We start from the raw sequence: 26980 nt of genomic DNA, 5'->3' as shown, positions 1-26980 counted from the left end.
GGGCCAGGCGCACAGGCCGGCCCGTCATGTTGCGCACGCTCAGTGATGCAATGCGCTGCCCACTGTGGTCAATGCGCCGCCCACGGCGCCCGTGACGGGTGCAAGCGGCGTCGCAGCCCCGGTGGACGTCAGCGACGTGCCGACGGTGGTGACAAGCGAGCCGACAGGCGCAGTCGCACCCCCAGCCGTCGTGCCGCCCCCAGCGGCGCCGCCCAGTGCGCCCGTCACGCTGCCCAGCGGATTGCTGCCACCGCCCACGCCGCCCAGTGCGCCGGTAATCGGTGCCAGCGGGTTGGCCGACGTTGCGCCGCCCGGCGTGGAGGTCACCCCGCCCAAGGCGGCCACCGTGTTGCCTGTGGCGGTCACCACACCGCCCAAACCGGAGACGACCGGGGCGTTGGTCGCCGTCAGCGACGTGCCGACATTCGCTACGCCGCCGCCCACCGTTTGCAGCAGGTTGGTTGCCGGAGCGCCTAGGCCCGTTGCGTTACCCAGTGTCTGCGTAGCGGTGGTCACCTGCGAGGTGAGCGGCACCACGGTCGAGCTGAGCTGCTGCGTGACCTGTTCCACCGGCCCGCTCGACAAGCCCGTGCCGAGCGTGCCGCCCGCACCGGCCACCGCCTGCCCAACCTGCGAGACCGCCCCGCCCACCGGTGATGTCACCGGCGAAAGCGGCTGCAGCGGCCCTGAACCGAGACTGCTGACAAGGGCACCCGTGGCATCGACGGTGTTGCCCGCTTGCGTCACCACGTTGCCGGTGCTCGATACCGTGGTGCCGATCGGGTTCGGGTTGGTACCAATGCTGCCCAGGCCCGACTGCACGCCGGTGCCCAGCGCCGACACCGTTTTGCCTACGTTGTCGACCACGTTGCCTAACCCCGATGCCCCCGGCAGATTGCTGCCGCCGATGGTCGAACCGAGTCCGCTGACGGCACCGCCTGTGGCCGTCAGCACGCCGCCACCCTTGTTGGCCACGTCGCCGGTGGGGGTGGTGGAGGCGGTGGGCGTCGTGCCGCCAGAGCCGTTGGAACCGGAGCCACCGCCACCATTGTTGGCCGAACTGCCGCCGCTGCCAGTGGTGCCGCTCATGTCGCCCGAGCCCGAACTGGCGCAACCGCCCAGTACAAGCAGGCCGGCCAAGGCCGCCGAAACCAGGGTCCCTCGTTGCAATGTCTTCATCTCTGTCTCCCGTTTCAAATATGCGCTTGATAATGCGCGGCCCCGCCCTACTCAGTGTTTTATCGGTGCACCTCCAGATTAACTGGATGGCACGATCAAATTAAGTCTATTAACCAATGCGGCGTCAATTGCAAACATTGTCAAACGCCTAAAACCCTCGTCATGACGACAATCTGCGTGAGAAGATCCCCGCCCGACGCGGTGCCAGCATGGCGCAAAGGTTCGCGCGCTGACGCACTCGGGCGATTATGTTTGAAGGCCTTGCTCTAAATTACCCAAAATGAGTTAAATCCACGGTCCGGTGTTATCTCGAAGCCATTCGTAAAAACGGGGGCACGGCATTGAAAGCCCTGGGGCGCGTTGCGGCACGCTCGCATCAAGGCGATGGCGTTCGATGACGATGCCGCGCACCGGTGCTGCGTCGATGAAGTGATCGTGATGACGCGCCATCACGCTCGCGCGGCGCAGGCTGGCGCGAATCGCCAGCGCGATGTTTAAGCCGATCAACCGCTGCGCCGCGTCAGCCGACCCGGACTTGCGCCACGGCTTCGCGCCATTGCGAGAACCGCAGGGCGCGCGCCTGCGCATCGCCATCGTCGCGCCCGTAACGCAAGGCGACGTAGCCTGCGGCGGCACTGCGCAAGGCGTGCGCCGCTTGCGGGAACTGCGCGGCAGCACGCTCGGCGTAGGCCATCGGGCCTTCGGCAGCACCGCGCGCGCAACCATGTCGCGCCAGGCGGTCACACAACCGCTGCCACTGGGCCTGCACGGGGTCAGGCTTGGGCTTGCGCTGCTGCCAGAGGAGCGGCAGCGCAGCGAGCAGGAACAAACCCGACACGCCCCACAGCACCGCGCGCGGGTCTGCCGCATCGAGCCCCAGCCACGCGAACAGGCGCGCCTGGCGGTTGCGGTCGTAGCCGAGCACCCAGCTGTTCCAGCCGCTGATCAGGCCATCCAGCCCCCAGCGCACGCTGCGCAGCCAGCCGGGTTCTTCTGCGCGGCGCGAGCGGAATTCGCTCGCGGGCACGGCGGCGGCCAGGCCACGTTCGACGCGTTGCGGCGCGACGGCGGCGGTGGGGTCCACGCGCACCCAGCCGCGCCCGTCGAGCCACACCTCAGCCCAGGCATGTGCATCGGACTGGCGCACGATGATGTCGCCGCTGACGGCGTTCACCTCGCCGCCGAGGTAGCCCACCACCACACGCGCGGGCACGCCCGCGGCACGCATCAGGAACACGAAGCTGCCCGCGTAGTGCTCGCAGAAACCGCGGTGCGTGCGGAAGAGGAAATCGTCGATCTGCTGATCCTGCAGCGGTTCGGGCTCAAGCGTGTAGGCAAACGGTGCGCTGCCAAACAGCTTGAGTGCGGCCGATACGCGATCGGCAGGTGGCAGCTCAGCCCATTGCGCTGCCAGCGCGCGCGCTTGGCCGTTACCCGGCGGCAACGCCAGCGCCATCTGCTGCGTGAGGGGGTCGAGCGGGCGGGCGTCGTCGGCGCGATTGCGCTCCGGCAGCCGCGAGCGCGCGTGATACCGCACACGCTGGTCGACCGGTTGCGTGCTGATGAACTCGCCGTCGATGCTGCGCCCGGTGCCGTCGCGCGCCTCGATCGACTGGCCGCGATCGAGCGCAAACAGCCAGCGCTGGCGCGTCGGTTCCAGCGTGATGTTGTAGTCGAACACGCCGGGCGCGCCGCCAGTTGCGTCCGCAGAATTGGGTACGCTTTCAGCTGCGGGACGTTGCCGCATCGACGCGGCCGTCCACGTCTGGCCATCGAAACGCCACAGCACCATGCCGCGCCAGTAGAGCGTATCGAGCGGTGGCGGCACGCCGGCAAAATCGACGCGGAAGGCAAGCTCATCTGAGAGGATCAACTGGCCGACGGAGCCGGGCGCCATGCGGTCCGACAGGCCGCTGACGGCGGTGTCGGCAGTTTGCGGCAGGCGCCACAGCGGATGATCCAGCCGGGGAAACAGCAGGAACAGCACGGCCGCGCACGGCAAACCCATGAGTACCAAACGCGCCAGCACGCGGGCCGGCGACACGCGCGCACGCGCCTGCGGATGCAGCAGCAACAGCCAGTTGCGCAACAGCAGCGCCACGGTTGCCAGCATGGTGGCGGCCAGCCACGGCGGCTGGTCGAACAGCACCTGCGAGAGCAGCAGGAAACAGCACAACTGCGTAACCAGCACGCCGTTGCGCACCGTGTGCGATTCCATCAGCTTGAGCACGAGAAACGCGCCCAGCAGCGCCACCGACAAGTCCCGCCCGATGTTTCCGCCGGTGCGCATGGCGAGTGCCAGCGTCACGACAAGCGTGGCGACGCCCGTCAGCCCCAACACCCATTTGCCAGGCAACGGCGCGCGCCGTACCCACAACAGCGCGCGCCAGAGCAGCAGCACGCCGAACACGGCGCACGTCACCAGCGGCAGGGCACGCAGCAGCGGCGCGAGCACGACGGCAAGCTGGGCGATCAGCCAGCCGTGCTCGCGGTGGGTCAGCGCACGGGCCGAGCCAAAGGCGGCCGCTTCGGTGCCGATGGTGGCGGTGGTCATGTGACTTCGCCTTCGGCTCCCGGCATCGCAGGCTTACCCCACAACGCCAAGGCACGCAAACACGCATCCCGATGCGCGACACCGCGTGCCGGTCCGATGACAACGCCAGGCAGGCTCAGCGTGTATTCGGGCTCATCGCCGGCGGGCGCGTGCTCGGCCGCCAGTACCCAGGCGCACAGGCGCGACAGCCGTTGTTCAACGTTCATCGACGGTGGCAGCGCTTCCCACGCGAGCACGCATTGCGCGTGGCGGACTTGCTGGCCGGTGCGGCTCATCCAGGTGTCGAGCCGCGCGCTGTGCTTCCACGCAATGCTGCGCAGCGCGTCACCGGGGCGGTAAGTGCGCAACTGGTCTGCGGCTTCTTCAACGTGGGTGCGGGCGGCGCGCGTGTCGTCTTCGTCGCCAGGGTCCGGCGCAAAGCTCGCGGGCAGCGGCGGCGCGGAAGGTTCCGGGGCCGGATAGACGAGCAAGGTCAGCGGTGCATCGGCATAGCTCCACGCGCGAAACAGGCCGAGCGGAAAACGCGTGGATACCGTCAGGCGCGGCAACTTGAACCAACCGCGCGGCTGATCGGCGAAAGACAACGCGGCCACGATGGCGTCCTGCGCATCGAGCGATGTTTCCACCGCGGCGGCTTGCGCGGCGCTCACATCCACACCCACGCGCGCCCACGGGGTGACGTTGGCCAACGCCACGCCCACGTTCAACGCATGGCCAGCAAACACCGCTTCGCCCGCCGCGCCGCGCACTTCCAGATCAACAAGGTTGCGATGCGTCTGCCACATGGCGGACGCGCCCACGCCGGCCAGCACGAAGGTCAGCAGAAAACCCAGGCTCACGTTGTAGTTGAGCGAGGTGAGCAGCATCACCACCAGCAGCAGCGCAAAGCCGCCGCCAGCCGCAGTGGGCAGGATGTAGACGTGATTGCGGTCCAGGCGGATGCGGCCTTCGCGTGGCGTGCGCGGCCGCTGCAGAAAGCGCTGCACGCGTGCCCGTGCAAAGCGCACGCCCGGCAGCAGCGCCAGGCCCGCACCGAGCAGACGCAGCGGTGCCAGCAGCAGAGACGTGAACCGCGCCATGGCGCTATGCGCTCAGGGAATGGCGACCGTGTCGAGCAGTCGCTGCGCCAGCGCGGTCGCCGACAGCGTGCCGCCCGTGGGCAGCAACCGATGCGCCGCCACGGCCTTGAATACGGCTTGGACGTCTTCGGGCAGCACTGCATCGCGGCCATCGATAAGCGCCCAGGCGCGCGCCGCTGCCAGCAACGCCAGCCCCGCGCGCGGCGACAGGCCCATCTGCACCTGCGCATCGGTGCGCGTGGCGTTCACCAGCGCGAGCACGTAATCGACGAGCGCCGGCGCCACGTGCACGGCATCGGCGGCGGCCTGCAACGCAACGACTTGCACGGCCGTCAACACGGGTTCGATGTCTTGCGGCGCCCCGCCCCCAAGGTATAGCGCGCGCTCCGAGCTTTGATCGGGATAACCGAGCGAGAGCCGCATCGTGAAGCGGTCCAGCTGCGACTCCGGCAGCGGATGCGTGCCGATCTGGTTCAACGGGTTCTGCGTTGCAATCACGAAGAACGGCTCGGGCAGCGGATACGTCGCCCCATCATGCGTGACCTGGCCTTCGGCCATGGCTTCGAGCAGCGCGCTTTGCGCCTTGGGCGTGGCCCGGTTGATCTCATCGGCCAGCACCACCTGCGCAAACAGCGGCCCAGGGTGGAATTCGAATGCGCCTTTCTCTTTCACGTAGATCGACACGCCGATCAGGTCGGTGGGCAGCAGATCGCTGGTGAACTGCACCCGCTGGTACTGCAACCCGAGCGTACGGGCCAGCGCATGCGCCAGCGTGGTCTTGCCCACGCCGGGCAGATCTTCCAGCAGCAGATGCCCGCGTGCGAGCAGACACGCCAGCGCCAGGCGGATCTGCAGCGGCTTGCCGAGCACGATGCGATCGAGCGCGCGTTGCGCCTGCGACAGCGCGGCCGGCAAGGTGAGCGGCGTGGCGGGTGCCGTGCGAACGGGAGACAGCGGGGCTTGATTGGGCGTCATCGAGGTGCAGCCGAGGCAACAATGCCACCGAGTGTAGCGGCATCGCACGACACCCGCGCGTCCATGTCTTGCCTGCGTGAGCGCGCTACAACATCAGTCTGGTTTGCGCGCGGGAATAGCCGCATCGAGCAACACGCGTGCCGTGCGCGGCAGGCTCCTGATGAGGCGCGGCGCATCGGTGCCAAAGGTCTGGCTCGCGGTGTAGGCACCTTCGATCAGAAAGGCCAGGTCGTCGGCCAGCGCATCGGGGTCGGTCGCGCCGGCGGCTTGGGCGCGGTCACGCAGGCGGGCGAGCAGCAGCGCCTTGTTGCGCTGAACAAACTGCCTCGCCGGATGCGTCAAGTCCGGAAACTCCGCCGCCACATTCACGAAGGGGCAGCCCCGGTAGCCGGGGCGTGAAGCGCGTTCGGATACGTCGATGAAGAACTGCAGCAGTTGCGCGCGCGCATCGTCGGGGTGCTTGGCCACGCTGGCGTCGAAGTAACCCCAGAAGCTCTCGTCGCTGCGCTCCAGGTAAGCAATGACGAGATCGTCCTTCGACTTGAACTGCCGGTACAGGCTCATCTTGTTGACGCCGGCCTTCTCCACCACCGCTTCGACGCCGACGGCCCGCACGCCTTCGTAGTAAAACAGTTGACGAGCCGCCTCGAGCAGGCTGGCGTGCGCGTCCTCACCGCTGATGCGGCGCTGAGTCGGTTTGGGCTGATCACCGGCGTTAACAGTGGAAACGGTGGAAAGTGCGCGAGGTCCGCGACGGGCGGCGGTGGCCATGGTGGTGCTCCTGCGGGCGCGACGGGCAACAAACCCCCAGCCGCGCCGGTGTCATTCGAATCTTGCTTGACATGTTACCGAGCGGTACCTACTATCGCAACCACGTTGTTACCGACCGGTAACGAATGCCACATTGTCGCCCCAGCAAGAATCAAAATCGGACACCCCATGCAGCGACTTGCCCGCCTCATCGCCCCACGTTTCCACTACAGCTGGCTCGCGCTCGCAGTGGTGTTCCTGATCCTGCTGTGCGCGGCCGGCACGCGCGCCACGCCCAGCGTGATGATGCTGCCGCTCGAGCACGAATTCGGCTGGAGCCGCAGCACGATCTCGCTGGCCATCTCGATCGGGATTGCGCTGTACGGGCTGACCGGGCCATTCGCGGCAGCATCGATGCAGTATTTCGGCATCCGCCCAACAGTGCTGGGGGCGCTGGCGGTGCTGGTGTCAGGCACGGCACTGTCGGCGATGATGCACGAGCCGTGGCAGATGGTGCTGCTGTGGGGCGTGATGGTGGGCGGCGGCACAGGTGTGGCGGCCATCACCCTGGGCGCGACGGTGGTCAACCGCTGGTTCACTTCGCATCGCGGCTTGGCGATGGGCATCCTGACGGCCAGCTCGGCCACGGGACAGCTCGTGTTCCTGCCGATGATGGCCGCAGTGGTCGAGCACTTCGGCTGGCGCCCGGTGGTGCTGATCGTGGCCGGCGCGCTGGCGCTGCTGTTGCCGGTCGTGTGGCTGCTGCTGCCGGAATCGCCCAAGAGCGTCGGTCTGCGCACCTATGGTGAACCCGCCGATGCGCCGGAAGCCGCCCAAGGCCCGCGCGCCAGCCCGATCACCCTGGCCATGCAGACGCTGGTGCAAGCGGCCCGCAAGCGCGATTTCTGGCTGCTGTTCGCGAGCTTCTTCATCTGCGGCGCAAGCACCAACGGCTACATCGGCACGCACTTCATTGCCATGTGCGCAGACCACGGGTTCTCTGAAGTGAAGGGCGCGAGCCTGCTCGCTGCGATGGGGATCTTCGATCTGGTCGGCACCACGCTGTCGGGCTGGCTGTCCGACCGCTACAACAGCCGCGTGCTGCTGTTCTGGTACTACGGGCTGCGCGGGCTGTCGCTGATCTACCTGCCGTATGCGTTCGGCTTCGAGTTCTTCGGCCTGCCGGTGTTCGCGATCTTTTACGGCCTGGACTGGATTGCCACCGTGCCGCCCACCGTGCGCCTGACCAACGACGTGTTCGGCAAGGCAGCCGCGCCCATCGTGTTCGGATGGATCGTCGCGGGCCACCAATTGGGCGCGGCATTCGCCACGCTGGGTGCAGGCATGATGCGCGCCTCGCTGGGCAACTACACGCTCGCTTCCATGATTTCGGGCGGGCTCTGCGTGGCGGGCGCCTTCCTGGTGCTGCGCATTCACCGCACGCCCAAGAAGGACGCCGAGCGTGCGGGTCAGCCGGCTACCGCGTAATCAAGGTTTCAGGAAACCGTACCTGGCCAGCACCGCCTGGCCCGCCGGCGACAGCACGTAAGCCACAAAGTCGGCCGCCTGCTGCGGCTGCTTCGTGCCCGACGTCACGGCGATCGGGTAGGTGAGCGGCACATTCAGCGGCACGGTGCTCGCCACCTTCACCTTGTCGGCGGCGATGGCGGCATCGGTCGAGAACACCAGGCCGGCCTCGACCTCGCCGCGCGACACATAGTCCAGCGCCTGGCGCACGTTCTGCGCCAGCACCGCCTTGGCCTCCACCGGCTCCCACAGCTTGGCCGCTTCCAGCGCACGCTTCGCATAACGGCCCACCGGCACCGACGCCGGATTGCCGATCGCCACGCGCTTCACGTCGGGCCTCGTCAGATCGACCAGCGCATGCACGGGTACCGTGGCCGTTGCGGGCACGATCAGCACCAGCTGGTTGGCGACAAAGTCGCGGCGCGTCTCCGTCTTGATGACCTTTTCCGCGGCGGCCTTGTTCATCGCATCCTGATCGGCGGAGGCAAATACGTCGGCCGGGGCGCCCTTCACGATCTGCTGCATCAGCACGTCGGACGCGCCGAAGTTGAGCACGACCTTGGTGTCCGGATGCAGGGCTTCGTACTGTTGCGCGATCGTCTTGAAGGCATTGGTCAGGCTGGCTGCGGCCGAGACAACGAGGTCCGCCGCCCGGGCTGGCGCTGCAAAACCCAGCGACAGCGCGGCGACCAGGCCAATGGCGCGCACATGCGCGCGAACCGACAAACGTTGCATGAAAGACCCAGAGTTGGATGAATGACCGGTCGTAATATACGAGCCGATATAACGCCTGGTCAACGCTCGACCTGAATGCCGGATATCACGCTTGCACCATAGGCCTCAAGAACGTTCGGCGCGGGCGGCTTCGTCAATGCAATCGGCAAGCCGCCCCGCAATGGGTTGGCGGCTATGGCGCGGGCGCTCGATCAGGCCGATCTCGCGGTAGAACGTGGCGTCGCCCAGGCTGACGGCGCGCGTGCCGGGCGGCCAGGTGCGTTGTGCGGCGGTCTGCGGGGCCAGTGCCACGCCCTGCCCGCGTGCCACGAGTTGCGTCATGCCTTGCAGCTCGTCGAGTTCGATCACGTCGTGCGGGGTGATGCGCTGGTCGCGCAGAAACTGGTCGACGCGGCGACCGCCGAACGAACGGCGGTCATAGCGGATGAACGGTTGATGCGCGAGCAGCGCGCGCCAGTCGTCGCCGGGCACACTGGCCGGCACCAGGAGCACGAAAGGCTCGGCCACCAGCGTGCGCCATTCCAGGTCGGCCGGTACCGCAAAGGGCGGGCGAATCAGCACGGCGAGGTCGATCTCGCCGGCATCCACCAGGCCGAGCAGGTCCAGCGAGACACCGGGCACGATGCGCGCACGGCAATGCGGGAATTCGCTGCGGAACTGCACCAGCGCATCCACCAGAAACGAGGTTTGCACCGAAGCGATCGCGCCGATGCGCACCAGGCCGCGCTGCTCGTTACCGCCGGCCTGGTCGCCCAGACGGTCGTACAGCGTGACGATGTGTTCGGCCAGGGCCAGCGCATCGCGCCCGGCGGCATTGAGCGTGGCCGACCTGCCCGTGCGATCGAAGAGTTGAAAGCCGAGCGATTCTTCCAGCCGCTGGATCTGCGCGCTCACCGCCGACTGCGTGAGGCCGATGCGCTCGCCAGCACCCGCAAACGTGCCGTGCCGGGCGACGGCGATGAAAGTCTTGAGTTCTCGAAGCATGGCGCGCGCGAATCAGGGCGGAAGCGCAAGGATACGCGCGCCGCGCCGCCTTACTTGGCAAACAGCGACGCCATGTTGGCGAACGCCTTGATCTCCATCGCATTGCCTGATGGATCGAGGAAGAACATCGTGGCCTGCTCGCCCACTTCACCCTTGAAGCGGATATGCGGCTCGATGATGAATTCGATGCCGGCGGCACGCAGCTTGTCGGCGGCGGCTTCCCACTCGGCCATGGAGAGCACCACGCCGAAGTGGCGCACGGGCACGTTGTCGCCATCGACGGCGCTGGTCTTGCGGTGGCCGATTTCGTCCGGCGCGAGATGGGCGACGATCTGGTGGCCGTAGAAGTTGAAATCCACCCATTCCGGCGAACTGCGGCCTTCCGGGCAGCCGAGGATACCGCCGTAGAACGCACGCGCCGCGGCAATATCATGCACAGGAAAAGCAAGGTGGAATGGGGCAAGCACAGGCGTGACGTTGCTCATGTTGGGGGGGCGCAGGCTGGGGAGGGTTGAAATCAGGCAGCACCGGCACGCAGCGGGGGGGCCGCTAACGCACCGGGCCACGCGAATGAGTCTATGCGCATCCACTCATGCACAAAAGCGATGTTTTTTTGCGCTGAGCCCCAACAAATTCGATGATTCCGGCAAAAAAGAAGCCGCCCAACGGCGGCGAAAGAGACACACGGTAAGCACACCTGCAGGGCGAGCAGGCGCGCAAAGACGAATATCAGGCGAAGGCGAAGGGCGTCACGGCCATTTCGGCCTGGGCCAGCGGCAGGCGCACGGTGCAGACGGTGGCGTCGCCAGGCACGTTTGCCACGCGAAAACCCGCATCGCGCGCGAGGCTGATCATGCGGCGGTTGATGGAGAGCACCTCGCCGAAAATTTCCCGCGCGCCGGACACCCGTGCCGCACGCACCAGCGTGGCAAACAGGCGCCGCCCGACGCCCTTGCCCTGCCACGCGTCGGCCACCAGGATGGCAAACTCGGCCACACCGTCTTCCACGACGAAGCGGCCGTCGGCGATCAGGTCTTCACCGGTGCCGTCGGGGCGCGCAACGCTCACGACTAGCGCCATGTGGTTCACATAGTCGATTTGCGTGTAGGCGGCGAGCATCTCGTCGGTCAGGCGGCCCCCGCCCACCAGGAAGCGCGCATAGCGCGACTCGGACGACAGCCCCTCGACCAGGGCGGCCTCAAGCGGGGCGTCTTGCGGCAGAATCGGGCGCACGGTGGCGATGGAGCCGTCGTGCATGGTCCAGCGGTCGATCCATTCGGCGGGGTAACGGTGGATGGTGTAAAGCATGGGGATCTCCTCACGCGATGGATCGTTGTGATTAGCCGTCAGGACGGGATCACCTCCTGACTTTCTAATTTGAAGCTAGATTAGCAGAAACCCTGACTTTTGCAAGTAAAGTCAGAATTGACTATGCTTTTGCCATGAGAATCCCGGAACCCTTCCCCGTCCCAGCGGCGTCCGAAGTCGTGACATCGATGGAGGAGCCGTGCTCGATTGCGGCCGCCGTGTCGATCGTCGGCGAGAAATGGACGCTGCTCGTGCTGCGCGAGGCGTTTTCGGGGGTGACGCGGTTTGATGAGTTTTTGCGCCGCACGGGGTGCTCGTCGGCGATCCTGTCGTCGCGGCTCAAAGCGCTGGTGACGTACGGCATCCTGCGCCGTGTGCCGTATCAGGAGCCGGGCGACCGCGTGCGCGACGCCTATCGGCTGACACGGGCGGGCGTCGACCTCCTGCCCGCGATCGTCGCGCTCATGCAATGGGGCGACCGTTACCTCACGCCCGACGGCGAAGGCCCCATGTTGTTGCGTGACCGTGAAAGCGGCACGCCGATCCACGTCGCGCTGGTCAATGCGCTCGGCGAGCCGGTTGCGCCCAAGAACTCGATACGCGAGCGCAATCCGCGTTATGGCCAGGGGCAAAAGCCGGCCGCCGCGGCCGCGGATACCCCCCGGACAACAGGTAACACACAACTTTACAGGCCCCGCAAAACCCCCTATCGTCGCGGATGAATGGGCAAACGGCCGCGTTCGACCCGGCTTTCCGACGCATCCGCGCCTGTGCGCCATCACCTGATGGCCGCCCCTCCTGACTTCGTCTTCGACCTCGCTGCTCACGCCCGGAACCACGACCGCCATGCCCGATGCCGTGGTACCGCTCTACCACCAGATCTACGTCGTTCTGCGCCAACAGATTCTCGAGGGCCGGTTCAGTGACGGCCCGATGCCGGGCGAGATCGAGCTGGCCCGCCAGTTCGGGGCATCGCGCGTCACGATGCGCCGCGTCTTCGACTACCTCGTCAAGGAAGGTCTGGTGCGCCGCCATCGCGGCATGGGCACGTTTGTCGTCAAGCCCGATGATCCGGTGACGATGGGCGGCGGCGCCCAGACGCTGCTGCAGAACATCATCGACGTGGGCGAGCGCACCTCCGCCGTCGTCGTCGAATTCGAAGACGTGCTGGCCCCGCCCGACGAGGCCAAATGCCTGGAAGTCGCACCCGGCACGCCGATCAAGAAACTCGTGCGAGTTCGCCACCTGGAAGACACGCCCATGGCGCTGATCACCACGTGGCTGCCGCTGGACGTGACGAGCAAGCTCACGCTCGACCGCCTGGCGAACCAGTCGCTGCTGCGGCTGATCGAGGGCTCGGGCGTGCGGATCGATCGTGCATCGCAGGTGGTTTCTGCACGATTGGCCGATGTGGCGACGGCGCAGTATCTGGATGTGTCGGTGGGGGCGCCGCTGCTGTCCGTCCAACGCATCGTGCGCGAGATGAGCGGGCGGCCCGTGCAGCTGCTGCAGGGCCTCTACCGGCCCGACCGCTACGAATACCGCATGGAGCTGTCGCGCGTGGGCGAAGACCGCGCCCGCCTGTGGATCGACAACGCCGGGCACCACCCACAGGGCGGTCACAGCGAGGACGTGGAAGAGGCGCCAACGCCGGCCGCATCCCCGACCACTCAGCGCGCCTGACACCACCCTCAGCAAGGTTATTGGCCCTCGGCAAGGCGGAAGGAAAGTTGTTAGCATCGCCGCTTCGCTGCGATGCAGCAATCTCCTTCATGAGGTTCCATGTCGACCTCGCCTGCGTCCTCAACGCCCGCCACAACCGTGACTGCACCTGACACCAAAGGGCTGATCCGCCTGCTGACCGCCGGGGCAGGCATCAGCGTGGCATGCATCTATCTGAACCACCCGCTCCTGGGCTTGATCGGCCGCGACCTCGCCATCGCGCCGCACGCGTTGGGCGTGCTGCCGACGCTCACGGCGGCGGGCTATGCCAGCGGCATCTTTTTCTTCGGCCCACTGGGCGACCGCTACGATCGCCGCATCGTCATCCTCTGGAAGGCGGTACTGCTCACGTTGGCACTCATCGCCAGCTGCCTCGCACCCAACCTGCCGCTGCTGGCGGCAGCCGGCTTTGTGGTGGGGCTCTCCGCCACCATCGCGCAGGATTTCGTGCCCAGCGCCGCCGCCATCAGCACCGACCACAACCGCAATCGCAACATCGGCACGGTGATGACGGGGCTGTTGATCGGCATCGTCAGCTCGCGCGTGTTCAGCGGCATCGTGGCGGACCACTTTGGCTGGCGGGCAGCCTTCGGTGTATCCGCAGCGGCGATTGTCGGGCTGGCGATTGCCGTGCGCGCCGCGCACTTTGGTGTGGCACCGCCCCCCGCCACCATGAGGCAGCCGTACCTTGTGCTGCTGCGCTCGCTCGGCACACTGTTCGCGCAGCACCCGCGGCTGAGGGCGTCCGCCATCACGCAGGCGTTCATCGGTATTGCGTTCTCGGGTTTCTGGTCGACCGTGGCATTGCACCTGACGAGTTCGCTCGGGCTGTCGACGAGTCAAGCAGGTTTGCTTGGGCTGGCCGGCGCAGCAGGCGCACTCGGTGCGAGCCTTGCCGGGCGATTGTCGGGCCGCGTTGCGCCGGGCCATATCGCAGCAGGCGGCGCATTGCTCATGGCGGTGACGTTTGCCGCCATGGCGCTGTTCCCGCAATCGCTCATCGCCATCGTGATCGGCACGTTGGTCTTCGATGTGGGCGTGCAGGCAGCGCTGGTGTCGCACCAGACGATCATTTATGCATTGGCACCCGAAGCGCGCAGCCGCATCAACGCGGTGTTCATGACGACGCTGTTCATCGGCATGTCGTTGGGCGCCTATGGCGCGAGCCTGGCGTGGAACAGCGGGCGCTGGACGGGGCTGATGGCGTTCTGCACGGCGGCGGCGCTGGTGGCACTCGGGTTGCGCGTGATGTTCAACGCGCGGCAAGGGGCGCGGTAACAAATCTGCTCGGCATTGCGGCTGTGACCATTTGTGAACTATAGTTTACAGGTCGAAGTGCGGTCCTTAGCATCTCCGCATGCTGACGATCCGCACTACCAACGCTTTCGACACCTGGTTTTCGAAGCTGCGTGACAAGACTGCGCAGCGCCGTATCCAGGTACGCATCGACCGCTTACAGCTCGGTCATCCGGGTGATGTGAAGCCTGTCCGAGCAGGTGTCAGTGAGCTACGCATCAATCACGGCCCCGGCTACCGGGTGTATTTCGCCCAGCGTGGCGCAGTGCTGATCATCCTGTTATGTGGCGGTGACAAGTCGACACAGGAAGCCGACATCCGACGCGCGATTGAGTTGTCGCGCCATCTCGACGTGGAGTGACCATGCCTACCGACAAACCCGTCAAAACTCGCCCGTGGGACTCCGCTGAGCATCTCAAGACCGAAGCCGACATGGCCGCATATCTGGACGCGTGCCTGGAGGAAGCGGCCGACGACCCCGCATTCATCACGCATGCGTTGGGCGTAGTAGCCAGAGCGCGCGGCATGACGCAACTCGCCCGTGACACCGGCATGACGCGCGAAGGGCTGTACAAGGCCTTGTCTGAAGAAGGCAACCCGAGCTTTGCCACCGTGCTCAAAGTCATGCGGGCGTTGGGTATCCGCTTGCATGCGGTCGCGGTGTAAAAGGCTGGGGGCGTACGCGTTTCTGCGTAACCTCCACACGCCTGCCGCACACCTGACGCAACACACCATCTCACCCATCGGGGCAACTCCGGGGCGCGGCGCCATACGACATGTCGCTACAATTCTGAGGGTCAGCTTAGGCTGCCCACAGAACAACCACACCGAGACGCCCTCATGGATAGCACTGCCACCCCGCATGCGGTTGACCCGCACGACACACGTCGCCGAATCTTTGCCATCGTCGGCGCGTCGTCAGGCAACCTCGTCGAATGGTTCGACTTTTACGTCTACGCGTTCAGCTCGCTGTACTTTGCACCGGCCTTCTTCCCGAGCGGTGACCGCACGACGCAACTGCTGAACACAGCAGGCGTGTTTGCGGCGGGCTTCCTGATGCGGCCCATCGGCGGCTGGCTGTTCGGCCGCATTGCCGACAGGCATGGCCGGCGCACAGCGATGATGATCTCGGTGCTGATGATGTGCGGCGGCTCGCTGCTGATTGCGGTGTTGCCAACGTACGCGCAGATCGGTGCGCTGGCGCCATTCCTGCTGCTGGTGGCGCGGCTGTTCCAGGGGCTGTCGGTTGGCGGCGAATACGGCACCAGCGCGACCTACATGAGCGAAGTGGCGCTGCAGGGCCGGCGCGGCTTCTTTGCCTCGTTCCAGTATGTGACGCTGATCGGCGGCCAGTTGTGCGCAGTGCTCGTGCTGGTGATCCTGCAGCAACTGCTGACGACCGCAGAGCTGAAAGCCTGGGGCTGGCGCATTCCGTTTGTGGTGGGCGCACTCACCGCGCTGATCGCCTTGTACCTGCGTAAGTCATTGCACGAAACGCAGACCACCTCGGCACGCAAGGCTGAGCACGCAGGCACGATCCGCGGCGCGTGGCAGCACAAGGGGGCGTTTTTGCGCGTGCTCGGCTTTACCGCCGGCGGCTCCCTGATCTTTTACACGTTCACGACGTACATGCAGAAGTACCTCGTCAACACGGCGCACATGGACACCAAAACCGCCTCCAACGTGATGACGGGCGCGCTGTTTGTCTACATGGTGCTGCAGCCCGCGTTCGGTGCGCTGTCCGACCGGATCGGCCGCCGCAATTCGATGCTGCTGTTCGGCGCCCTCTCCGTGCTGGGCACCGTGCCGCTCATGAAGGCGCTGGCCACCGTTTCGACGCCGCTCGCCGCCTTCGGCCTCATCACGCTGGCGCTGGCCATCGTCAGTTTCTATACGTCGATCAGCGGCCTGATCAAGGCCGAGATGTTCCCGCCGGAAGTGCGCGCAATGGGCGTGGGCCTCTCGTACGCGATTGCGAATGCGGTGTTCGGCGGCTCGGCGGAATACGTGGCGCTGTGGTTCAAGCAGGCCGGCAGTGAATCGACGTTCTATTGGTACGTGACAGCGCTGTGCGCGGTGTCCTTCATCGTGACGTACTTCATGCCCGACCCGAGCAAGGAAGGGTATCTGCGCCACGAGCCGTAATCGCGGCCGGGCGTTTCAACCACAAGCCCATACCGCGACCACCGATGTCTCAAGCGGCGGTCGCGGTCGAGCTTCCTGCATCAGCTTCCGGCTATCACAACGCGCCGAACGCGGCAGCCACCAGGCGACGCTGCTCCGCCTGATGCGCGCGCACCGACGCATGCGCGCCCGACGGAGTCGCGCTGCGGAACACACCGGCCAGTCGGCTCCCCTCCGGAACACAGGCCTCCAGCGCGTCGCGCACGAAGCGCCATGCACCCTGGTTGGCATCCTCCTCCTGCGCCCAAACGATTTCCTTCAGGTTCGGGAATACCGCCAACGCAGCGGCGAGCGCCTCCTGCGGAAATGGGTAAAGCTGCTCAACGCGGACGAGTGCCACATCCGCGCGAGCCTCATGCTGGCGCTGTGCATGCAGTTCGTAGAAAAACTTGCCGCTGCACAGCACCACCCGCGTAACGGTTCCAGGGTCGACCACCGAGGCATCCGCCAGCACCGGCATGAAGTGCCCGTCGGTCAAGTCCTGCACGCGCGAATGCGAACGCGGGTTGCCATGAAGCTGCGTCTTCGGGGACATGACGATCAGCGGCTTGGGCGTTGCCAGCGCGGCTTGCTCGCGCAGCAGGTGGAACCATTGGCCCGACGTCGACGGCATGACCACGCGCATGTTGTCATCCGCGCAAAGCTGCAGAAAACGCCCCAGGAAGCCGTTGGAATGCTCTGGCCCGACACCTTCGTGGCCGTGCGGCAGCAGCATCGCCAGTGCAGACTGGCAACCCCACTTGTATTCCCCCGAAGCGATGTACTGGTCAATGAAGACCTGCGCGCCGTTGACGAAGTCGCCGAACTGCGCCTCCCACAAGGTCAGCCGCGTTCGGGTCTGCACGCTGTAGCCGTATTCGAAGCCCAGCGCCGCTTCTTCCGACAACGGCGAGTTCACGATGTCGAACGTGCCCTGGCACGGCGCCACGTGCTGCAGCGGAACGTACCGGCGGCCCTCGTCGGAGAGCGTTGCCTGTGAATGCCACACCGCGTGCCGATGCATGAACGTGCCACGCCCGACATCCATGCCTGACAAGCGGATGCTGCGCCCCTCTTCCAATAACGTGGCATGGGCCAGGTTTTCCGCCAGACACCAGTCGACCGTATGCGCGTCGCTCGATACCGTAGCGCGCCAGCGCTCGCACAGTCCGCGCACAACGTCGTGCAGGAGCGCCTCGTCGGGCGGTGTGGTCAGCGTCTGCGTCAATGCCTGCACGCGCTGCAATGACGCCGGCTGAAGCTGGTGACGCACAGCGCCGGGCGGCAGCGAATCATCGGCCACACGTGGCCCAGCGTCGGGGTCTGTCAGCAAGTCACCCACGGCAGCTTCACGCAGATCGGCCAGGCGCGCCGGTTCCTCGCTGGCACCGTGATACAGCTCCGTGACGGTCGGGTGCGCGGCAATGGCGGCGTGCAGCGCGGGCTGCGTCACGGCGGGCGTGTCGTGCTCAGAATGCCCGAGGCGGCGATAGCCGATCAGATCGATGACGATATCGGCGCCATGCTCCATGCGGTACGCAATGGCAATCCGTGCGGCACGCACGACGGCTTCGGGGTCGTCGGCGTTGACGTGCAGCACCGGCGCATCAACCATGCGCGTCACGTCGGTGCAGTAGTCGTGCGCACGCACGTCCATCAGGTTGGGTGTTGTAAAGCCGATCTGGTTATTGACGATCACGTGCACGACGCCGCCTGCCGTGTAGCCGCTGCGGCGGGTCAGGTTCAGGGTCTCCATGACGACGCCTTGCCCCGCGAACGCCGCATCGCCGTGCACCATCACCAGCAGGCACGGTGTGCCCGGGTGCTCGTCCACATGCGCGCGGGCCATGCCGCACACCACGGGGTACACGCTTTGCAGATGCGATGGGTTGGGCGCGAGCACCAGCGTCACCTCGTCGTCGCCCACCAACCGATGCGCACGGCCACCGAGGTGATACGGCAGGTCTCGCTGGGTGAACGCAATGTCCGAATCCGGATCGAGCCGATCGAGCATGCCACGCGCATCAACACCCATCACGTTGACGAGCGTGTTCAAGCGCCCGCGATGCGGCATGCCGAGAAACACCTGCCGCACGCCGTGGCCGGCACCTTCTTCAACCAGCGTATCGAGCAGCGGCACCAGGCTCTCGCAGCCCTCCAGCGAGAACCGCTTGGCATGTTCGAACGTGCTGCCAACAAGACGCTCCCACATCTCCGCTGCCACCAGCCGCCGCAGCAGCCGGCGCTTTTGGTCAGGCGCGAGCGGCGGTGCCAGCAGTTCTGCCTCCATGCGCGCGTAGAGCCATGCGCGGCGTTGCCGCTTGCGCACGCTGCTGCAATCGAGGCCGATGGCGCCGCAGTAGACGCGCTTGAGCTGCCATTCGAGCTCCTGCATCGTCGTGGCGGTGGGCAGAACCGCGCTTGCGGGATCGCGCTTCTGCGCCGGGTCGAGGCCGTGAAACCGCAGGCGAAGCTCCGGCACGTCGGGCAGGGGCACACGTGCGAGCGGGTCCAGCCGCGCGCGACGGTGCCCGTGTTCGCGATAGGCGTCGATAAACTGGGTGACAGGGGTGGGCGGGGGCGCCGTGGCGGCGCCGCCCGCCGCGCTGGACGGGTCAAACGCTGCGGCCGAACCCGGGTCGGCCATTTGAGGAGCGTGCGAAGACATGGTTGTTCAGGAGATAAGAGACACCGTGGGTGGGTCCCGCCATCGGCACTCCGGCGTACCCGCGCGCGCAGTCCTCCAACCAGCACAGCGGTTGCGCAGCAGACACCTGTTCGGCAAATGGCGGGACCGTTCGAAACGCCAAAGCAAAGCGCTACGTCGATTCCTTCTGTAACGAGCCGCCTGACGACGACCCGTGCCTCCTCCGTTGGACTGCTGACTGCAACATCACTGCAACAACAACCGTGAATTACGAAAGTGGTTAAGCGCGCGCCCAGCCAGACCGCGCCAGGGTGGCCGTCTCGCTCTGCGCGCCGTGCCCTGGGCTCCGCGCGTCGCCATGCAACTTGAACGCGCTCACCATGTCGGCCAGTTGATCCGCCTGTTCCTGCAGCGCCTGTGCCGAGGTCGCGCTTTCCTCGACCAGCGAGGCGTTTTCCTGCGTGACCTTGTCCATCTGCGTGATGGCCTCGTTGATCTGCTCGATGCCTTCGCTCTGCTCGCGGCTCGACGCGCTGATCTCGGCAACGATGTTCGTCACGTTCTGGATACCGGCCACCACGTCGCGGATGATCTGGCCGGCCTCTTCCACCTTCGCGGTGCCGGTGCCGACGTGGTTGACCGAATCTTCGATCAGCCCCTTGATCTCCTTGGCCGCTGCGGCACTGCGCTGCGCGAGGTTGCGCACCTCGCCCGCCACCACGGCAAAGCCGCGGCCCTGCTCGCCCGCGCGCGCGGCTTCCACGGCGGCGTTCAGTGCCAGGATGTTGGTCTGGAACGCGATGCTGTCGATCACGCCGATGATGTCGACGATCTTGCGCGACGACGCATTGATGGTGCTCATGGTTTCGATCGCCTCGCCCACGGCATCGCCGCCCTTGGCCGCCACCAGCGATGCGTTGGATGCCAAACGGCTGGCTTCCTGCGCGTTGTCGGCGTTCTGCTTGACGGTGGACGTGAGCTGCTCCATGGCCGCCGCCGTTTCTTCCAGCGAGCTGGCTTGCTGCTCGGTCCGGCTGGACAGATCGATGTTGCCGCTCGCCACCTCGCGCGATGCACGCGTGATGGTGTCCGTTCCGCCGCGCACACGGCCGACGATGCCATGCAGGTTCTCGGTCATGTGCTTGAGCGCGGCCAGCAGGCGGCCGATCTCGTCTTGTGCGCCAACTTCAAGACGGTGCGTCAGGTCCCCTTGCGCCACGGCTTCGGCCAGATGCACGGCACGGTTGATCGGGCCGGTGATCGTGCGGGTGATGAAGCCGCCCGTGGCAATGGCGAGCAACGTCGCCAACACGGCAAGCACGATCATCTGGATCTTCGCGTTGGCGCCTTGCGCGGCAGCTTCGCCGACATCGTGCTCCATCTCGCTGGCCTGGTGATCCACCATCTTGTCGACCAGCACGTAGTACTGGTCCTGCAGGCGGCTCATGTCGCCCTGGTACAGAACCCGCGCGTCTTCGGGCTTGTTGGCATCAATCAGCTCAAAGAACTTGCGCACGCCGGCACCGTAAGCGGAGCGCGCGTCGAACTGTTCCTTGAAGAGCGCCTTGCTCGCATCGGTCGTCAGCATCTTCTCCAGCCGGCCATACGCCTGTCCGTTGGCCTGGCGGATGGCCGCGTAGTCGCTCATGTACTTCGCTTTCTGGTCGGCCGACGTGGCCAGGAGCAGGTTGCTGAGGATGCCGTTGGCCTTGTATCCGTTGTTCTTGATCTGGTTGCTCAGCGCGATCAGCGAATAGCGCTCGCTGACGATCCGGCTCATCTTCGTGTTGTTGTCGTCCAGCCGTTGGATGCCGACAGCGGCGGTCCCGATCAGCAGCGCCACCACAAGCGCGAACGCTGCCCCAAGGCGCACCCCGATCTTCATATCCGAGATTCTCATTTGCTTCATTCCTGTTTCAGCGGCGTCAGAGAGAGACGTCATGCCCTGATCAACAGCATCGCCGTACCTATCTGGCGATGCATTCAGGTGCATGCGTTGAAGCAGGAGCATCTTGAAGCCATGTGCGGCTGTCGGTGACCGATCTTCAAAGCCGTCGCGCTGCAAGACTGCCCAGGCTGCTTTGAACGGAAATGACGGCAGGGCACAAAGAATCTTGAATGCGATGCTGGGGCAGCCGGGCTGCTTCAAACCTGTGCACCGGGCAGCAGGCGTAAGTGGGGATTGCGAACTGCGTGACGCCAGCATTGGCTTGGCGGCACATTCGAGCCAAACGAGGCGAATGTACACGCACCAAATCTGCGCTTTCATGACCCTTGGCGGCGCGAAAACTGCTGATATGAAATTATTTTAATTCTCGTATGCGAGTTGTTCCGCCAACCCACAGAGGGCCAACCCGGGTAAGCCGGCTTTGCCTTGGAAATTTTGCTTCGTCTCAGTTCGGCCTAAGTCAGCCTGCGTAGCGTGTCCAGTGCGCACATCCCGCGCATGCCAGGAGAAGCATCATGTACCGCTACACCAAGCTTTCCCTCCTCGCCATTGCCGTTGCGATGACGGGCGCAGCCGCCTACGCCGCCAAAGACCATATTCGAAACGACGCCCTCGCCATCACGCAAGCAAAGATCCCGCTGACTCAAGCTGTCGCGGCTGCAGAGCAGCATGCCAACGGCAAGGCATCCCGCGCCGAGTACGAGCAGTCGAAGCAGGGCTGGGTTTACGACGTCGAAGTCGTGAGCGGAGCCAAAGTCTTTGACGTTCGGATCGATGCCGACAAGGGCACCGTCGTGTCCGCAGTGGAGGACAAGGCCGATCACGAAGGCGATCACGACAAGCAAGATTGATCGCGTATGGCACACCCGGGTCTATGTCGAGGCTAAGTCCGCTGAACCATACTGCCCCCACGTTCCCACTCCCGCGAGGACACATCATGAATCGGTGGCAGGTAAGTGAAGCATGGAACAAGGTGCCCGAGATTGCCCTGTCCTTTTGGATCGTCAAGATCATGTCCACGACCGTGGGCGAGACGGGAGCCGATTTCCTGGCCGTGAATGCCGGGTGGGGCCAAGCCGCAACGCAAGCCGTGATGGCCGCATTGTTGGCGGCTGCCTTGTTTGCGCAGCTGCGGTCCCGTCGCTATATCCCCTCGATCTACTGGCTCACGGTCGTCCTTGTCAGCGTGGTCGGTACGCAGATCACTGACCTGTTGACTGATGGGTTGGGGGTCAGCCTGTACATCAGCACCGCTGCGTTTGCACTGCTGCTCGCGGCGGTCTTCTTTGTCTGGTATCGCTTGGAGCGAACGCTTTCGATCCAATCGATCGACACGCGACGTCGGGAGCTGTTCTATTGGGCCGCCATCCTCTGTACGTTTGCGCTGGGGACCGCAGCGGGCGATCTGGCGACGGAAGCGCTCGGCCTTGGCTTCACGTGGGGGGCCGTGGTGTTCGGCGCGTTGCTCGGCCTCACATACGCCGCCTGGCGTTTCGGTGGCAACGCCGTGCTCACGTTCTGGATCGCATACATCCTCACCAGACCCTTCGGTGCAGCACTTGGCGACTTGCTCACACAAGCGAAAACCTACGGCGGTCTCGGCATGGGGGCTATGTGGACGAGCGCCCTGTTCCTGACGGTGATTGTCTTACTGGTGGCAGGTGAACAGTTCGGCATGGGAAAAAGCCGAGCTGTACAGGCCACCGAATAACACTTCGCTCTACTGGAGAACCCATGTTCCATCAAACCACGCTCATTCGGGCGATCGCCACCGTCTCGACCCTCTTGTCTCTCGGCATTGCCGCCGGTTGCTCGAAACAGGAGACACACGCCGCAAGCGGGACAGTGCCGGGCACATCGGCCCAAACCGCATCAGCACCCCAATCCAAGACCGTGTCGAAGCTGGGTGATCTATCCGCGTTTCGCGGTATCGCGACGGACGTTGCCAACCTCGTGGACAAGGGTGATCTGGCGGCTGCAAAAACGCGCATCAAAGATCTGGAGGTCTCTTGGGACGCGGCGGAAGCCGGACTGAAGCCACGAGCGGCCGATGATTGGCACGTACTGGATAAGGCCATTGACCGTGCCCTGGCCGCCTTGCGCGCCGATACACCCAAGCAGCCCGACTGCAAGGCAGCGTTAACTGATTTGCTGAAAACCTTCGACACGCTGCAAGGTCGGACTTGATTTGCGAGGACGCATGATGAAGACATCAACAGAGCACGCTCTGGCCAAGGTGCCAGAAGTCACATTGGCCTTCTGGCTACTCAAGATTGCGGCAACCACACTGGGCGAGACCGGCGGCGATGCCGTATCGATGTCGATGAACCTCGGCTATCTGGTGGGTACCGGCATCTTTGCCGCCATTTTCCTGGTGTCGGTAGCGGCACAAATACGCGCCAAGGGCTTTCATCCGCTTCTCTACTGGACCACCATCATCGCCACGACCACGGTGGGCACGACGCTGGCAGACTTCGCGGATCGCTCTCTGGGTATCGGATATGCAGGCGGCTCCACCTTGCTGCTGGTACTGCTGCTCGGCTCTCTTTTCGCTTGGTACCGCACGTTGGGGTCGGTGTCGGTGAGCACCGTCCACTCGCCCAAGGCTGAAGCGTTCTATTGGGTCACGATCATGTTTTCGCAGACCTTGGGCACGGCCCTGGGCGATTGGACTGCCGATACGGCCGGCTTGGGCTATACGGGGGCGGCCGTGGTCTTCGGGGCGCTGCTTGCACTCATCGTTGCCGCCTACTACTGGACCCACGTCTCGCGCACACTGCTGTTCTGGGCCGCGTTCATCCTGACACGCCCCTTGGGCGCCGTGGTTGGCGACTTTCTCGACAAACCCCACAGCGCGGGTGGGCTCGCTTTGAGCCGCTACTCCGCGTCGGCTGCACTGCTCGCCTTCATCTTGACCGGCATGCTGGTCTTCAGGCAACGCGCAGCTCGGGTTGCACATTGAGCAGGGCGAACTGCTTGACGGTACATGCGGGGGGGATGCCATCCAAGGCGCGTTGCAGGATGCCGCCATGCAGGCGGTCGAGTCACGCATGCCTGATCCGGGCCGCCGGCCGTTCGCTAAACGCTCGGCGCTATGACGCCGTCCTATTGACTTGGAACTGCGCCGCAAAGATCGGGGGGAGGTCGGGGGACATACTGAAGCGACTCCGGCCCAAGGACAACTTTCCGGCAAAGTTAGTTCAGCTCGCCATACCCGCGCATGCGCGCCTCGCGTGCCATCACGGCGATGGGCCGGTAGTGCGCCAATGTGGTCGGCACGATGTCTTCCAGGCGGAGTCTGGAGCGCAGGCCGGCGTCATCGTGCAAGGCTTGGCGCATCGCGTTCCTCACACGCTGCACCAGCGCCTCGTCCGCGCGCCGTGAGGCGATGAACGGCAGGCCGGCCACATGCCGCGTCGAGCCAATCTGCCGTAGCCCCGCAACCAGGTCTGGCCTGTGCTCTGCGGCAAAGGCCAGCGTCACGCAGTCGATGGCGGCAACGTCGGCCTCGTCGTCGGCAACCGCCGCCAGCGACCTCAGGTGCGAGCCCGTGTGCACGACCGCCCCGAAGAACCGCGCGCCGCGCACCAGCGGCGCAACGGCGTGGCGCAGTGCGTTCATGCCGCTGTGCGAGTCGGGGCTGTTGCAGGCGACGCGCGCGCCCCGGCATGCAGCCAGGCTGGCGGGGCCATCTTTGGCGCGGACCACGATGGCGCTGCTATAGGCCTCCTGCTGGCATCCGGGCACCACAAAGCGAGGGGTGCCGATCAGCTGTACCCGCGATGCCAATCCGCGAATCAACGGGTAGCCGCAGGTCTGCGACAGCAACACGTCGTCGCGCCGTTAGAAGGCGTGCAGCGCGTCGGGGCTCTCGCCCGGGTCCACGGGGTCCAGCATCACGGGCGACGTGCCACGGCCGAGCGCCTGTGCTGTCCGCTCAATGAGCGTGGCCCAGTCGTCCCGCAATGACGCAGAGACGTTGTACATCGGGAGGGCTGCCACCCAGCGCTCATGCTTCGCCATATTCGCGATATTCCCCATAGGAACGCGGCGCATACACGTGCCGATCGGAAGGACCATGGAACAGCGGATGCGCTACCGGCGCCGCCACGCGCAGCGCGTAGCGGATCAGCCATTCCCGATAACCTCGCACATGGAAGCCGCCGTTGCGCACGAGGTAGTCGTCGGCGCGGCGGCGGTAGACCCATGCCAATGCAAACCACGGTACGGAAGGCAGGTCGTGGTGCACCAGATGGTAGTTGTTGTTGAGAAACAGCAACCGCCACATCAAGCCGGCGTCGTTGATCACGCTTCGGGTGGCGTGGGAATCCGCCGGGCGATGCTCCTGGAAAGAGCGGATCGCCGCCAGTGACAGCGCCGGATACGCCACGCCCAGCAGCATGAGCCACGCGGGCAGGCCACAGGCTGTCTGCAGCCACACGAGCAGCACCGCGACTGCAAGCAGGTGGGCCGCCCACATTGGCACGTCGCGCCAGTCGCCCGAGCGCAGCTTTGCGCAAGCATCCCCTGCAATGGTGAGAATCGAGAACGCGGGTTGCAGCAACATCCGCCCGGCCAGCGTATTGCGCACGGCATACAGCTTGCGCATCGCCGGACTGGCCGCATGCCAATCGACGGCGTAGAGGAAGTAGCTCTCCGGATCGGTGTCGGGGTGCGTGAGTTCAGCCTCGTGGTGCTGCAGATGCAGGCGCCGGTACAGGCCATATGGCAGCCAGATGCCAAGGGGCGCCGCGCCGATCAACGCATTGAGCCACGGCAGGCGCGTCGGGTGGCCATGCAGCAGCTCGTGCTGCAACGACAGGTACCACGTGGTGCAGAGCGACAGCAGCACGCACGCCAGCGGCACACCGAGTTGACGCACATGCGTGGCAACGCCAAACCAGGTTGCATAGACCGTGGCGATCAGCAGCCACGTCGGCAGCTCCGTACGCCACAGCCAATGACGGGCGGCCTGCGCCAGTTCCGTGCGCTGTCGGTCGTCAAGATAAATGGCCATGCGTGCATGCTTGCGTGGTGGAACGAAAGCACAGCATACGGGCCGACCCCGCACGACCGGAACGAAGGATTGCCGATAACGATATGTGGCAGCAATCGCCAGCGCACATGACGTTTTAACGGCAGACAAAAAAGGCTGTACCAAAATCGTCGATAAAGCGTTGATTTGATTGAGCCGCTCCCACCTTGGCGGAAAGGAAAGTCTGTACCAAGGAGACTCGTCGACGGACAAACAAGAGACACAAATTCCGGCCAACCGCATGGCGCCTCGTTGGCCGGACTATTCAACGCAAATGCCACTATGGAATGGAAACCCCCATGCGCTGGAAGTTGCGCGCAGACCCATTGACTTGTCACGTGTGACAAGGTGAAGCCTTTCTCAGTGATGCATGCGCACTATCGCTCACTCGCGGAAGCGGCTGGACTTACGCGGCCCAGTCGCTTCATACCGGGGCTAAACGGCTCGGCGCCAACATTTCAGCGACCATCGCCCCGAGCCTCTATATAGGCCCAGGGGTTCGGCGCCTTGCCTGACGCAGGGTCTTGGTTGCGGCCGGCGGGCATTACGGCGGGTGTCAGCGTGGCCGTGCCGACAGGTAAGACGTCGAACAACTTGAGCTATGACCCGACGACGCGGCAGTTCAACACTGTAAGGACGGCCAATGTCACCACGGTGCACTGGAGATTCGCGCTGGAGTACAGCACGCTGTATTTGACGGATCGATTTGCGTCAGGCGTGCTCCCCAAGGAGGATCCCCTCCGCCAATGGATTCCCTTGATTGAGTTCGCGTTCGACTCACCACGGGGGCAACGCACGCGCGGCACCGTCAACCCAGGGATCCCCTATGTCAGCGATACGTGGCAGGTCGCCGCGGAACCGGGCCTTCCTACAACCCACGGTTCGACGCGAGGTGTCGGCGCAAATATTCAGGTGTTGTTCTTCCTGGATGATTTCCTGCCGTCACTATTCGGCAAGCCGATCCTGGCGCATTAGCGAATTGTCTTGATGCACATGCGAGCCCTGGCATTGCAGTTGTGCCAACCAATGCAACAGCGAATGCGAACGCCTCTCATGCGGATTCTTTTCTGCGGCTCCC

At 65.1% G+C, this 26980-nt stretch carries 25 protein-coding genes and 1 pseudogene; 12 read left to right on the top strand and 14 right to left on the bottom strand.

What is annotated here, in order from left to right:
* Positions 1–39 precede the first annotated feature (39 nt).
* The 6 genes from N5B55_RS17355 to N5B55_RS17330 form a co-directional block, all read right to left on the bottom strand.
* A complete protein-coding gene (locus tag N5B55_RS17355) occupies positions 40–1179 on the bottom strand; it encodes a collagen-like triple helix repeat-containing protein (RefSeq protein ID WP_304540640.1) in 1140 nt (379 codons plus the stop codon).
* 285 nt (positions 1180–1464) lie between these two features.
* Positions 1465–1686: a hypothetical protein gene (locus tag N5B55_RS17350; protein WP_304540637.1), complete on the bottom strand. Its 222-nt coding sequence runs from the start codon at positions 1684–1686 to the stop codon at positions 1465–1467.
* Between the two features lie 13 nt (positions 1687–1699).
* Positions 1700–3733 (bottom strand): transglutaminase TgpA family protein, encoded by a 2034-nt coding sequence (locus N5B55_RS17345; RefSeq protein WP_304540635.1) that lies wholly within the window; start codon positions 3731–3733, stop codon positions 1700–1702.
* Positions 3730–4812 (bottom strand): DUF58 domain-containing protein, encoded by a 1083-nt coding sequence (locus N5B55_RS17340; RefSeq protein WP_304540634.1) that lies wholly within the window; start codon positions 4810–4812, stop codon positions 3730–3732. Before N5B55_RS17340 ends, N5B55_RS17345 begins: the two co-directional genes overlap by 4 nt.
* A 12-nt stretch (positions 4813–4824) precedes the next feature.
* Entirely contained in the window at positions 4825–5787 is a 963-nt protein-coding gene (locus N5B55_RS17335; protein ID WP_009240272.1) for an AAA family ATPase, read from the bottom strand.
* Positions 5788–5880: 93 nt separating this feature from the next.
* Positions 5881–6558 carry a TetR/AcrR family transcriptional regulator gene (locus N5B55_RS17330; RefSeq protein WP_065859512.1) on the bottom strand — a complete coding sequence of 226 codons (678 nt, stop codon included), beginning with the start codon at positions 6556–6558 and terminating at the stop codon, positions 5881–5883.
* A 168-nt stretch (positions 6559–6726) separates the two neighbouring features.
* Between N5B55_RS17330 and N5B55_RS17325 the strand changes: the two genes are divergently transcribed.
* Positions 6727–8025: an MFS transporter gene (locus N5B55_RS17325; protein WP_304540629.1), complete on the top strand. Its 1299-nt coding sequence runs from the start codon at positions 6727–6729 to the stop codon at positions 8023–8025.
* Here the strand turns inward: N5B55_RS17325 and modA are convergent, their stop codons facing one another.
* From modA to N5B55_RS17305, 4 genes are all read right to left on the bottom strand, one after another.
* A complete protein-coding gene (gene modA, locus N5B55_RS17320) occupies positions 8026–8799 on the bottom strand; it encodes a molybdate ABC transporter substrate-binding protein (protein WP_304540627.1) in 774 nt (257 codons plus the stop codon). It abuts the gene before it with no gap.
* 105 nt (positions 8800–8904) lie between these two features.
* Positions 8905–9783 (bottom strand): LysR family transcriptional regulator, encoded by an 879-nt coding sequence (locus tag N5B55_RS17315; RefSeq protein ID WP_065859506.1) that lies wholly within the window; start codon positions 9781–9783, stop codon positions 8905–8907.
* 50 nt (positions 9784–9833) lie between these two features.
* Positions 9834–10268, bottom strand: coding sequence for a VOC family protein (locus N5B55_RS17310; protein WP_065859504.1), 435 nt, complete (start codon positions 10266–10268; stop codon positions 9834–9836).
* A 244-nt stretch (positions 10269–10512) separates the two neighbouring features.
* Positions 10513–11091, bottom strand: coding sequence for a GNAT family N-acetyltransferase (locus N5B55_RS17305; protein WP_304540623.1), 579 nt, complete (start codon positions 11089–11091; stop codon positions 10513–10515).
* Positions 11092–11225: 134 nt separating this feature from the next.
* On the opposite strand from N5B55_RS17305, the gene N5B55_RS17300 reads away from it, so the two are divergent.
* The 6 genes from N5B55_RS17300 to N5B55_RS17275 all read left to right on the top strand — a co-directional run bounded on the left by N5B55_RS17300 (position 11226) and on the right by N5B55_RS17275 (position 16254).
* Positions 11226–11813, top strand: coding sequence for a winged helix-turn-helix transcriptional regulator (locus N5B55_RS17300; RefSeq protein ID WP_304540621.1), 588 nt, complete (start codon positions 11226–11228; stop codon positions 11811–11813).
* Positions 11814–11937: 124 nt separating this feature from the next.
* On the top strand, positions 11938–12774 hold the full coding sequence (locus N5B55_RS17295) for a GntR family transcriptional regulator (RefSeq protein ID WP_065859500.1): 837 nt from the start codon (positions 11938–11940) through the stop codon (positions 12772–12774).
* A gap of 99 nt (positions 12775–12873) precedes the next feature.
* Positions 12874–14091 carry an MFS transporter gene (locus tag N5B55_RS17290; RefSeq protein ID WP_304540616.1) on the top strand — a complete coding sequence of 406 codons (1218 nt, stop codon included), beginning with the start codon at positions 12874–12876 and terminating at the stop codon, positions 14089–14091.
* Positions 14092–14170: 79 nt separating this feature from the next.
* Positions 14171–14470, top strand: coding sequence for a type II toxin-antitoxin system RelE/ParE family toxin (locus N5B55_RS17285; protein WP_027679555.1), 300 nt, complete (start codon positions 14171–14173; stop codon positions 14468–14470).
* Between the two features lie 2 nt (positions 14471–14472).
* Positions 14473–14775 (top strand): addiction module antidote protein, encoded by a 303-nt coding sequence (locus N5B55_RS17280; RefSeq protein ID WP_037026632.1) that lies wholly within the window; start codon positions 14473–14475, stop codon positions 14773–14775.
* A gap of 174 nt (positions 14776–14949) precedes the next feature.
* Complete coding sequence (locus N5B55_RS17275; protein ID WP_065859494.1) at positions 14950–16254, top strand: MFS family transporter; 1305 nt, start codon at positions 14950–14952, stop codon at positions 16252–16254.
* A gap of 94 nt (positions 16255–16348) precedes the next feature.
* On the opposite strand, the gene N5B55_RS17270 is transcribed toward N5B55_RS17275, so the two are convergent.
* Together N5B55_RS17270 and N5B55_RS17265 are read right to left on the bottom strand one after the other, a co-directional pair.
* Positions 16349–18940: a 2-oxoglutarate dehydrogenase E1 component gene (locus N5B55_RS17270; RefSeq protein WP_304540608.1), complete on the bottom strand. Its 2592-nt coding sequence runs from the start codon at positions 18938–18940 to the stop codon at positions 16349–16351.
* 259 nt (positions 18941–19199) lie between these two features.
* Positions 19200–20819, bottom strand: coding sequence for a methyl-accepting chemotaxis protein (locus N5B55_RS17265; protein ID WP_304540606.1), 1620 nt, complete (start codon positions 20817–20819; stop codon positions 19200–19202).
* 563 nt (positions 20820–21382) lie between these two features.
* Here N5B55_RS17265 and N5B55_RS17260 point away from each other — a divergent pair.
* From N5B55_RS17260 to N5B55_RS17245, 4 genes are all read left to right on the top strand, one after another.
* Complete coding sequence (locus tag N5B55_RS17260) at positions 21383–21718, top strand: PepSY domain-containing protein (protein ID WP_304540604.1); 336 nt, start codon at positions 21383–21385, stop codon at positions 21716–21718.
* An 86-nt stretch (positions 21719–21804) separates the two neighbouring features.
* Positions 21805–22578 (top strand): COG4705 family protein, encoded by a 774-nt coding sequence (locus tag N5B55_RS17255; RefSeq protein WP_304540602.1) that lies wholly within the window; start codon positions 21805–21807, stop codon positions 22576–22578.
* Between the two features lie 23 nt (positions 22579–22601).
* The gene (locus N5B55_RS17250) at positions 22602–23054 is read left to right on the top strand and encodes a hypothetical protein (protein ID WP_154205499.1); all 453 of its coding nucleotides are present in this window, start codon (positions 22602–22604) and stop codon (positions 23052–23054) included.
* 16 nt (positions 23055–23070) lie between these two features.
* Positions 23071–23829 (top strand): COG4705 family protein, encoded by a 759-nt coding sequence (locus N5B55_RS17245; RefSeq protein ID WP_065859595.1) that lies wholly within the window; start codon positions 23071–23073, stop codon positions 23827–23829.
* A 233-nt stretch (positions 23830–24062) separates the two neighbouring features.
* On the opposite strand, the pseudogene N5B55_RS17240 reads toward N5B55_RS17245, so the two are convergent.
* Positions 24063–24908 (bottom strand): annotated as a pseudogene (locus tag N5B55_RS17240) (phosphate/phosphite/phosphonate ABC transporter substrate-binding protein).
* On the bottom strand, positions 24877–25884 hold the full coding sequence (locus N5B55_RS17230; protein ID WP_304540592.1) for a fatty acid desaturase: 1008 nt from the start codon (positions 25882–25884) through the stop codon (positions 24877–24879). Before N5B55_RS17230 ends, N5B55_RS17240 begins: the two are co-directional and overlap by 32 nt.
* Positions 25885–26463: 579 nt before the next feature.
* On the opposite strand from N5B55_RS17230, the gene N5B55_RS17225 reads away from it, so the two are divergent.
* A complete protein-coding gene (locus tag N5B55_RS17225) occupies positions 26464–26877 on the top strand; it encodes a hypothetical protein (RefSeq protein WP_304540590.1) in 414 nt (137 codons plus the stop codon).
* The last annotated feature ends 103 nt before the right edge of the window (positions 26878–26980 follow it).

Origin of the sequence: Ralstonia pickettii, from assembly GCF_030582395.1 — a bacterium.
GTDB classification, from domain to species: Bacteria; Pseudomonadota; Gammaproteobacteria; order Burkholderiales; family Burkholderiaceae; genus Ralstonia; species Ralstonia pickettii_D.
The sequence above is the reverse complement of the archived record's forward strand: the minus strand, read 5'-3'. Positions and strand labels throughout refer to the sequence as shown.

Coding starts and splice junctions, on each gene's coding strand:
- N5B55_RS17355 (WP_304540640.1), bottom strand. CDS start 1,179: ATGAAGACATTGCAACGAGGGACCCTGGTTTCGGCGGCCTTGGCCGGC.
- N5B55_RS17345 (WP_304540635.1), bottom strand. CDS start 3,733: ATGACCACCGCCACCATCGGCACCGAAGCGGCCGCCTTTGGCTCGGCC.
- N5B55_RS17340 (WP_304540634.1), bottom strand. CDS start 4,812: ATGGCGCGGTTCACGTCTCTGCTGCTGGCACCGCTGCGTCTGCTCGGT.
- N5B55_RS17335 (WP_009240272.1), bottom strand. CDS start 5,787: ATGACGCCCAATCAAGCCCCGCTGTCTCCCGTTCGCACGGCACCCGCC.
- N5B55_RS17330 (WP_065859512.1), bottom strand. CDS start 6,558: ATGGCCACCGCCGCCCGTCGCGGACCTCGCGCACTTTCCACCGTTTCC.
- N5B55_RS17325 (WP_304540629.1), top strand. CDS start 6,727: ATGCAGCGACTTGCCCGCCTCATCGCCCCACGTTTCCACTACAGCTGG.
- modA (WP_304540627.1), bottom strand. CDS start 8,799: ATGCAACGTTTGTCGGTTCGCGCGCATGTGCGCGCCATTGGCCTGGTC.
- N5B55_RS17315 (WP_065859506.1), bottom strand. CDS start 9,783: ATGCTTCGAGAACTCAAGACTTTCATCGCCGTCGCCCGGCACGGCACG.
- N5B55_RS17310 (WP_065859504.1), bottom strand. CDS start 10,268: ATGAGCAACGTCACGCCTGTGCTTGCCCCATTCCACCTTGCTTTTCCT.
- N5B55_RS17305 (WP_304540623.1), bottom strand. CDS start 11,091: ATGCTTTACACCATCCACCGTTACCCCGCCGAATGGATCGACCGCTGG.
- N5B55_RS17300 (WP_304540621.1), top strand. CDS start 11,226: ATGAGAATCCCGGAACCCTTCCCCGTCCCAGCGGCGTCCGAAGTCGTG.
- N5B55_RS17295 (WP_065859500.1), top strand. CDS start 11,938: ATGCCCGATGCCGTGGTACCGCTCTACCACCAGATCTACGTCGTTCTG.
- N5B55_RS17290 (WP_304540616.1), top strand. CDS start 12,874: ATGTCGACCTCGCCTGCGTCCTCAACGCCCGCCACAACCGTGACTGCA.
- N5B55_RS17285 (WP_027679555.1), top strand. CDS start 14,171: ATGCTGACGATCCGCACTACCAACGCTTTCGACACCTGGTTTTCGAAG.
- N5B55_RS17280 (WP_037026632.1), top strand. CDS start 14,473: ATGCCTACCGACAAACCCGTCAAAACTCGCCCGTGGGACTCCGCTGAG.
- N5B55_RS17275 (WP_065859494.1), top strand. CDS start 14,950: ATGGATAGCACTGCCACCCCGCATGCGGTTGACCCGCACGACACACGT.
- N5B55_RS17270 (WP_304540608.1), bottom strand. CDS start 18,940: ATGTCTTCGCACGCTCCTCAAATGGCCGACCCGGGTTCGGCCGCAGCG.
- N5B55_RS17265 (WP_304540606.1), bottom strand. CDS start 20,819: ATGAGAATCTCGGATATGAAGATCGGGGTGCGCCTTGGGGCAGCGTTC.
- N5B55_RS17260 (WP_304540604.1), top strand. CDS start 21,383: ATGTACCGCTACACCAAGCTTTCCCTCCTCGCCATTGCCGTTGCGATG.
- N5B55_RS17255 (WP_304540602.1), top strand. CDS start 21,805: ATGAATCGGTGGCAGGTAAGTGAAGCATGGAACAAGGTGCCCGAGATT.
- N5B55_RS17250 (WP_154205499.1), top strand. CDS start 22,602: ATGTTCCATCAAACCACGCTCATTCGGGCGATCGCCACCGTCTCGACC.
- N5B55_RS17245 (WP_065859595.1), top strand. CDS start 23,071: ATGAAGACATCAACAGAGCACGCTCTGGCCAAGGTGCCAGAAGTCACA.
- N5B55_RS17230 (WP_304540592.1), bottom strand. CDS start 25,884: ATGGCCATTTATCTTGACGACCGACAGCGCACGGAACTGGCGCAGGCC.